The sequence below is a fragment of the Myxacorys chilensis genome (assembly GCF_059505265.1).
Genome location: NZ_JCACKG010000134.1, coordinates 1 through 8044, shown reverse-complemented (window position 1 = coordinate 8044; position 8044 = coordinate 1). Strand labels below are relative to the sequence as shown.

Here is an 8044-nt window from a genome sequence, read left to right as displayed (position 1 = left end):
TTCACAGGTTCGACCTTGGGAGGAACTAATCCTGAGTCGGAGAGATTAGAATCAATCGCGTCTTGCATGGGTTGTACGTCCAGAAGATCAGACAAATAGGCAAGTTATTAACCTATCACTTCTTTTGCCTCAATCGTGTTCTACTCCAATTTTTTGACACATTGATTCTACTGGGCAAGTAGAGCAGTGCGGCTGTTTTCCGGTGCAGATATGCTTCCCGAAGGGCACAAGTAGCTGATTGATCTCGATCCAGTAGGGCGGCGGTAATGTCGCTTCTAGTGCCAGCGTTGTTTTTTCGGGTGTTCTGGTTTGAACATAGCCCCAGCGATTTGTGACCCGGTGGACGTGAACATCCACGCTGATGAAGGGCTGGTTGCAAGCCACTCCGAGCGCCAAGTGAGCGCATTTAGGACCGATTCCCTTGAAACTTAGCAACGTTGTGAGATCGGCAGGTAAATCGCCGTTGTACTGCGTCACGATTTGGGTTGCGATCGCATGAATCTGCCCTGCTTTCTGATCGGCATAGGTGCTTTCTCGAATCAGCAATTCAATCTCGTTGGGCGTCAATTGCGCGATCGCGGCCGGGGTATGCGCCCGCTCAAACAGCCGACGCGCCACGGGTAAACTCACTTCGTCATACGTCCGAATTGAAATCAAACAAGCAATCAGTTGTTCAAACAATGAGGTATGGCCTTCCTCTGCTAACGCAAACATGGCAGCTTTAGGAAAGGGGTTTACCGCCTCACGGATGAGGACGATCGCACGGTCAATGTCAAAGGATGATTGGGCAGTCATGAATCTCTTAACCGTCAGGAATCTCTATCCAAAGAAAGACGTTGTATCAAGTCAACGTGCATCAATAGAGGAAATGAGTACGCCCATCATGGCAAACAGGCTAACAGTTAGCTTCTAGCTCGCGAAATACCCTAGCCAAAACAACCTGATGAAGCTATTCTCAAACTCGGTTCAGAACTGTTCTGCACCTTAATTTAGTACACTTGCACGCCTTGATTTCGTAGACTACAATTTCAAGGATTTTGATGAGAGGAAATTCTAATGAACAAAGGTGAACTCGTAGACGCGATCGCAGATAAGGCAAATGTCACAAAAAAAGAGGCAGATGCTGTTCTCTCAGCGATTATCGATACTATTCTCGATACCGTTTCTACCGGAGACAAAGTTTCGCTAGTTGGATTCGGCACATTTGAAGTGCGCGATCGACAAGCCCGTGAAGGACGCAATCCGCAAACTGGAGATGCCATTCAAATTCCGGCAACTCGCGTTCCTGCCTTTTCTGCTGGCAAACTGTTTAAGGAGCGGGTCGCGTCGTAATTTTAGATTTGGGCGGTGATTGAGAGAACATCTGCTCTCTAATTTTTTAATCTGAAAAATTTCTTGATCCTACAATCTTGCTCATACAAATAGATTGAAAGGCCCAGATCGAATCTGTTATGGCCATTCTGCATCTGTTCAACACAGATTGCAGGATGGCTATCTTAATAGAAACTCTTTTTCAGGAGTTTGTGGAACCCACATTTCTTTATGTGCGAATCTTCATGTGCAAACTTCTTTAAAGAATGAACTAAGGTGGCAGCAGACAAGTTCTATCTTGCTTTAAGAGGCTGTCATGTTCTACAAGATTTTGCTTCTCTTTGGGTTCTAAATCTTTATCTTCTAATAAGTGAATCCACTGTCGTATCAGTACACGTACTAGATGAAATTGCAACGTTAGCGCAACGTTGATCGTAAATTACTCTACGACGGAGATGTTTTTGAGACTTTGCTTATATAGCTAGAAATCATAGCTAGAAATATTTCAAAACATTCAACGGTATCGCTATTTCAAGGGTGCATATCCGTAGCTCTAGGTGAGAATGCACACGTTGAGCTAGACGATCGGGTTGCAATTTTGCCTGTGTAAACTTTCACTCGAAAATAGCTTATGACATTTTCAGCTATCTCTTCCGCAGGGCGTGCTGCGCTCTCGCGACGCGGTCTATTGAAATGGGGTCTTTATGGCGTTGGTGCTGCTGTAATGACAACCGTTCCGAAAACAGTGATGGCTCAAGCCAGCGCTAAATCTCTCACGTTCAACGCTGATGATATTGGCATTCTTAACTTCGCGCTGTTGCTTGAGGAACTTGAAGCTGCCTTCTACCCCGCTGTTTTGAGTAGCGGCAAGATTACCAGCGCCAAGGAGATTGATTATATTCGCGCGATTGGCAATCACGAAGCCGCTCATGTCAAGTTTCTACGTCAAGTTTTAGGAGCAAACGCTCTGTTTGAAACCCGCGATCTAAGTCTCAACAAGGCGGGATTAGCGGCTCTGTTGCGCGATCGCAGCAAAATCCTAAATACGGCTGTGACGTTAGAAGATTTGGGCGTTCATGCTTACAACGGAGCAGGCCCAAGTTTGACCAATCCAACCTATCTTCTGGCAGCCGGTTCAATCGTCTCAGTTGAAGGTCGTCATGCAGCAGGCGTGCGATCGCTGCTCAATCGTCCCACGACGGAAACGGACTCGGAGCGGCTCATTCAAGACAGCAGCCTAAACAAAGATTTGAATCCAGTCAAAGGACGAGCTTACGACGAACTCTACACGCCTAAGCAAATTGTCGCAGCAGTTGCGTCTTTCAAGATTTTAAATAACCCGATTGGCGGTGCGCTAGTTGCGTAACGAAAGGAGTAACTCAACGATGAAACCTGTTATGAACCAATTTATGAACCAATCGAATTTTGCAAGCTTTCAAGCATTACAGGCTGCTTTCAATCATTTTTGTAGTACATGTTGTCGTGTAATACCTTCCACTCAAGCGATCGCTGTAGCGGCATTGCTTGTATTGACCTCTTTGTTTATTGCTCCAGCTACACCCGCTTATGCCCAAACGGCAACCCTAACACCGAGACAAGTCACTGAATACGCTCTAACACTAGAAAAGCTAGAAGCCGATTTTTATCGCCGTGCCGTTGCCGCCGCTCAGACAGGTGCTTTGAGAAGCGCTCCACAAGTGGCAAAAGATGCGCTGATCTCCTATGGACAAGACGAGGAGCAGCATGTCACTGATTTATCTGCGGTGTTACGTTCGATTGGCGGCAATCCGGATGCGATCGTGCTTCCGCAAAATCCGAATTACAGCGCTATTTTAGGACGAGATCCATTTGCTAATCCAGCCGATTTGTTACTGGCAGGACAATACGTTGAAGACCTCGGCGTAGCGGCTTACAAAGGGCAAGTGCAGAATTTGCTGGCAGCAGGCGAAGCCGGTAAACCGATTCTCGCGGCGGCGTTAGCCATTCATTCAGTCGAAGCGCGTCATGCGGCAGGCATTCGGTTTCTGCGACAAACACTACTAGGCGCAGATGTGCGTCCTTGGATTCGTAACGCAAGTAGTGTGATTTATAACGAAAATCGATCGGCAGCAACATCACCATCGTCATCGCTGAAACAGATGGGTTCTACATCCATCATTCCGTTCAGTTCTGAAGCCTTTGATGGGTATGCGACCGAATCAGAAGTGCTGGCGTTGGTGCGTCCTATCTTAACGATGGCATCCTCTCCAACCCAGCCGAATCCAACACAGATGGAGCCAATGCCCTCGACGAGTCAGCCTCAGCCAGCCGAGAATTCAACCTCAGATGGCATAAGAGCTTTGTGGTAGAACCAAGCTAGCTCAAGAGCGGACTGAAGGTTTACTCAAGGTAAACAAGGATGAGCGATCAGCAAATAGAATGAGAAAATCTAATGCCGATCGCTCATCTACTGCCTGATTCATTTTGAAGTACTACCGTCAACACCCGGATGCTTTCTCGCTTTCCTACCTCAATGACTTACGGGGCGAGATTCTGGCAAGTTCTTATCTTGCGGTGAATAATCTTAACCGTGATTTTGTTGGGACTCGAGGGTTCTCAGTCGTGTTTCAACGGTTAGGACTAGAGACCGTAAAGCAAAAATTTCCCTTCTTTAAGCCTTATCTGGACCTAGTCCTTCAGCCGACATGCAACGCTTTTTACCTGAATCCGCTCTTGCTTCGAGAAGGCTCTCGGGTTGATCCACATATCGATCGCTCCCTAAGGTCATACTGCAAGACGATTGACCCACCCGCGATCGTCAGTGTCCTCTACGTTCAGCTTCCGACGGCATTGCAAGGCGGAGAACTGGTTTTACGCAATCATAAACAGCAGGTAGGACAGATTAAGCCACAGGTCAACATGGTGGTTCACTTTCAAGGTGATTTAACGCATTCCGTCAATACTCTTAGAGTGCCTGATACTCGATTGAGTTTAGTTTGCGAACAGTACAGTCTGAGCGATGCTGAACTACAAGACATCCCAGAATTTACGGTAGAGTCTAGAGCCACACCGTCAAAACGCGCTAAATCAGGTAGACACGCTTGAGGGTTGGCGGCTAATTCCCCAAATTCCGGACAGTAGAACCCAACCCATGAGGTTAATTCGAGCATCAAACAAGGTGATATCTAGCAAGCAGAATAGAGTGCAGGCGAAAAAAGCGGTGAGGAATGTGAAGTAGAGCCGTCGATCCTTTAGAACTTGGCTTCGCCAATCCTTTGGAGCTTGGCGGAGCCAATCGTTCTTGCTTCGAGCGAATCCACGGCGCATGAATAAGACTCCCTGAGCCATAATCCAGCCAACGAGGCCATACAGCAGTAAGGCTCCAGGAAATCCGGTTTCGGCAGCCATCATCAGAAACAGGTTATGAGGATGCCCTAGCCAGTAGTGCATTTGCGACGCGTAAAGAGGGCTAAAACTCCGCAGTCCCCATCCGGTGAGTGGATGCTGCTCTGCTAGTGACCAAGCAAACTTCCACTGCGTCGATCGCAGTTGAGCAACGGGGCGATCGCTGTACAGTTGATCATTCAATCTCGCCCAAAAAAACCGGGGAACAACAGTCCGAAATCCTGTTGCTAAAGGGTCTGGAGCAAAGGCAGCACTGAGCATAGCTCCTGCGATCGCGCTGACCACTCCAACGACCCAATACCATTTTTGATAGACAGCAAACGCGAGACAGGCAAGGAGCGCGATCGCCCAAGCATTTCTGGAATTGGTGAAAATCAGCGCGATCGCATCGGTCAACACGACGATCGCTAACAAATAATTTTGCTTAGAAGCAACACGTTTGCTAATCGCTTCAATCCACAATCCCAGTCCCAGCACAAACACAATTACGTAGTAACTGGCAAGGACATTTGCATAGGCAAAGACGGATGCCATTCGTCCTGGGGGTGTCCCTTGGGGATCAATTGTCCATTCGACCAACCCGTACAACACCGATGGATTGCCACCCCAATGTAGGAACAATTGAGCAAACCCAATCAGACTGACCGGAATCGAGGTGAGCACTAAAATCCAGGCAATTCGACGCAGTTGATCTGGCGTTTGAATCAAATAGCTCAGGGCTGCAAAGATGACAAAGAATGGCAGAAAATTGAATATTCCTAAAAAAGCATCTGTGCGATTGTTGGCAAAACCAGCGGAAATCACCAGCCAAAGGCTTAGAATTGCGAATCCTCGATTGATAGGCTGACGACTCAGCGCTTTAAACTGCTTCTGCCAAATCACAAAAGACAGGACAAGCAACAATACGCCACCCAGAAACGCACTAAACGGCAGCAGAAACAAGCCAATTTGAACTAAATTCCAGTGTCTGCGAAGCTTTGGATCAGAATGAAGCTGGAAAATTTTCAAATCAGGAGACCTGAATAGCGGCTTAAACGGCTCCAAAACACTCCGATCGCGTTAGACGAATTTGCGCCAGCGCAAAGATGGTCGGAATCACACGGCCATAGTTAGTTGCGATCGCTCGCCAACCTAAATCGGCTAAAAACCACATCCACAGCGCTGACCCCACAAACGCCATTGCCGCGCGAGTAGCTCCATATCTTGCAGTCGCGCCAGCCATACCCCGCCGCGCCATCTGAAGCGCCACATAGTGTTGGACTTGTCCGGCAGCGACCATCGTGCCTTGTGCGATCGCTTGTTGCGCCAACTGATACTGAGCAAAGTGGATCGCAAACTGTCGCGCAATTAATTGCAGCAGCATCGGCTGGACAACCGAATTTACGGCTAAAGCGCTTCCTCCCTTCAAGACCAACGCCATCGGGTCTTTCTGAAGCGGTAAGGGCAACTGTTGCACAAAAGTGGATTGAGCGAGAGACTGCTGAACCTGCCGCGACAGGGCAACCTGTTCAGACGCGGGCAATTGCTTCCAAGCTCGATGCAGCAGATGCAAGAAAATTTCTGCCTCAATATCAGTGGTCGCCATCGAGTTCATGTAGGGCAACTTCAAATAGCGACAAACTTGAATTAGGATTTGGCGATAGGTGACGTGCCCGGTTTGACGGCGTAGAACCGTCATGCCATCTGCTGCAAGAAAGCGGAACCGATCGTCGATCGTATCTAACCAGTCCTCCCGGTGTTGGCTCTGCACGTCTAGAGGATGAGGCGTGTTAACGTAATCCAAAGGATTAAATTTGGGGCGAAACAGAATATCGGTTAATTCTTGCAGCTCATCGTCTGTTGCCAGTTCTAAAGCGTCTCTAAACTCATCCACTGCTAGACTTCCTCCAAATGCAGCGTGCGGGCAGTCCTTCATATTCTACACTCCACACTCAAACCTTGTGATTAGGATTGCGGTTGACCTTCATGGCAGATTCTTCGGCTGATATTGCGATCGTCGGTGCAGGTATGGCGGGTCTGACCTGCGCCCAACGGCTACACCAAGCAGGGCATCGTGTTGTGGTCATTGAGAAGTCGCGAGGGCTGGGCGGACGCATGGCAACTCGGCGGCTACACGGCACTCATGCAGATCATGGCGTTTGCTATCTTAAGCCGAAAGACTCGTCGTTTAAAGCGTTGCTTGAGAATTTGGTGGGGCGAGGCACACTGAGAACCTGGACAGAAACGATTCACGCACTCGATAGCCAGGGAGAACTTCGAGTCCTGGCGGAGCGATCGCCTCGATATGTATCCCCGACTGGCATTAGCGCGATCGCGCGTGCCATCTCGACCGATCTCAACATCCGGCTGAATCAGCGCGTCATCTCGATTGAGGCAACCAAGAACGGGTGGCGGTTGCGTTGTGAACAAACCGCGATCGCGCAAGCTCCTGACATAACGGCAAAATTGTTAGTTATGGCAATTCCAGCCCCTCAAGCGGTGATGTTGCTTGAGGGGCTGGAATTAGACGATCGCTATTTGAAGGCGTTGAGATCCGTCGAGTTTGCGCCATCCATTAGCGCGATCGCGCTCTATTCTCAAGATCGTCAGTCGGACGCTGAAGCATTGCCGTTTCAGGGCATTACTTGTCCTCTAGATTCAGATTTAAGCTGGATTGGATTTGATAGCTCGAAACAGCAGCACCCAGTGCAGCCTGTGTTTGTGATTCAAAGCAGCGCCGCCTTTGCCCATCAGTTTTTTGAGGCTCACGATCTTCAAGCCGTGGGCGAACAGTTGCTGATTCAAGCAGCTCAAGCCACTGTCCCTTGGTTGACTGAACCCGAAGTGTTGCAAGTTCATCGCTGGCGATATGCTTTCCCAGTCACACCACTCGCTCAGCCCTATCTCGCGGCTCAAACCGATTTGCCCTTGATCTGCACAGGTGACTGGTGTGGTGGAAATCGAGTCGAAAGCGCTTTTCGGTCGGGAGCGGCAACCGCAGAATGGGTTTGCAATCAGTTGAACTGTTTAGGTTAGGGGTAGAGCAGTAATCGTTCATGTTCCAGGTACGTTGATACTCTACTCAAAAGATGTTGCTGAAGTTGGCTTTCGTAGTTCAGCGCCACATATCTAGGGCACCACCCACAAGTAAGTCAACATTTGCATTCCGCATCAGAACCCCAAAGGCGAGACATTGACCCAGGATTAAGGCAAATAATCGAGTGTGATGTGTAACAATGCGTTGACCGAGGTGAAACACTATGAAACGTGAGGCGTTGATGATCAGCTAACGCTAGCTGCTGAATTATGAAATTTTTACTAGGTTGTGTTGACATTTCAGCGAAGTTCAATCAGCAAGGCAGTGAAATAA

General features: G+C 48.6%; 8 protein-coding genes. 5 read left to right on the top strand and 3 right to left on the bottom strand.

Features of this window, described 5'->3' with window-relative positions; translation table 11 throughout:
• Nucleotides 1-129: 129 nt before the first annotated feature.
• A complete protein-coding gene (locus AC5JLB_RS10240; protein WP_495873730.1) occupies nucleotides 130-795 on the bottom strand; it encodes an endonuclease III domain-containing protein in 666 nt (221 codons plus the stop codon).
• Between the two features lie 261 nt (nucleotides 796-1056).
• On the opposite strand from AC5JLB_RS10240, the gene AC5JLB_RS10235 reads away from it, so the two are divergent.
• The 4 genes from AC5JLB_RS10235 (at nucleotide 1057) to AC5JLB_RS10220 (ending at nucleotide 4395) form a co-directional block, all read left to right on the top strand.
• Complete coding sequence (locus tag AC5JLB_RS10235) at nucleotides 1057-1332, top strand: HU family DNA-binding protein (RefSeq protein ID WP_495692596.1); 276 nt, start codon at nucleotides 1057-1059, stop codon at nucleotides 1330-1332.
• Between the two features lie 610 nt (nucleotides 1333-1942).
• The gene (locus AC5JLB_RS10230; RefSeq protein WP_495873729.1) at nucleotides 1943-2677 is read left to right on the top strand and encodes a ferritin-like domain-containing protein; all 735 of its coding nucleotides are present in this window, start codon (nucleotides 1943-1945) and stop codon (nucleotides 2675-2677) included.
• A gap of 43 nt (nucleotides 2678-2720) precedes the next feature.
• Nucleotides 2721-3659 (top strand): ferritin-like domain-containing protein, encoded by a 939-nt coding sequence (locus AC5JLB_RS10225; protein ID WP_495873728.1) that lies wholly within the window; start codon nucleotides 2721-2723, stop codon nucleotides 3657-3659.
• A 115-nt stretch (nucleotides 3660-3774) separates the two neighbouring features.
• Nucleotides 3775-4395 carry a 2OG-Fe(II) oxygenase gene (locus AC5JLB_RS10220; RefSeq protein WP_495873727.1) on the top strand — a complete coding sequence of 207 codons (621 nt, stop codon included), beginning with the start codon at nucleotides 3775-3777 and terminating at the stop codon, nucleotides 4393-4395.
• Here the strand turns inward: AC5JLB_RS10220 and AC5JLB_RS10215 are convergent.
• Nucleotides 4378-5703 (bottom strand): O-antigen ligase family protein, encoded by a 1326-nt coding sequence (locus AC5JLB_RS10215; RefSeq protein ID WP_495873726.1) that lies wholly within the window; start codon nucleotides 5701-5703, stop codon nucleotides 4378-4380. The genes AC5JLB_RS10220 and AC5JLB_RS10215 overlap by 18 nt on opposite strands.
• 22 nt (nucleotides 5704-5725) lie before the next feature.
• Complete coding sequence (locus AC5JLB_RS10210) at nucleotides 5726-6610, bottom strand: YaaW family protein (protein WP_495873725.1); 885 nt, start codon at nucleotides 6608-6610, stop codon at nucleotides 5726-5728.
• Nucleotides 6611-6660: 50 nt separating this feature from the next.
• Between AC5JLB_RS10210 and AC5JLB_RS10205 the strand changes: the two genes are divergently transcribed.
• Nucleotides 6661-7710, top strand: coding sequence for an NAD(P)/FAD-dependent oxidoreductase (locus AC5JLB_RS10205; protein WP_495873724.1), 1050 nt, complete (start codon nucleotides 6661-6663; stop codon nucleotides 7708-7710).
• Nucleotides 7711-8044 lie beyond the last annotated feature (334 nt).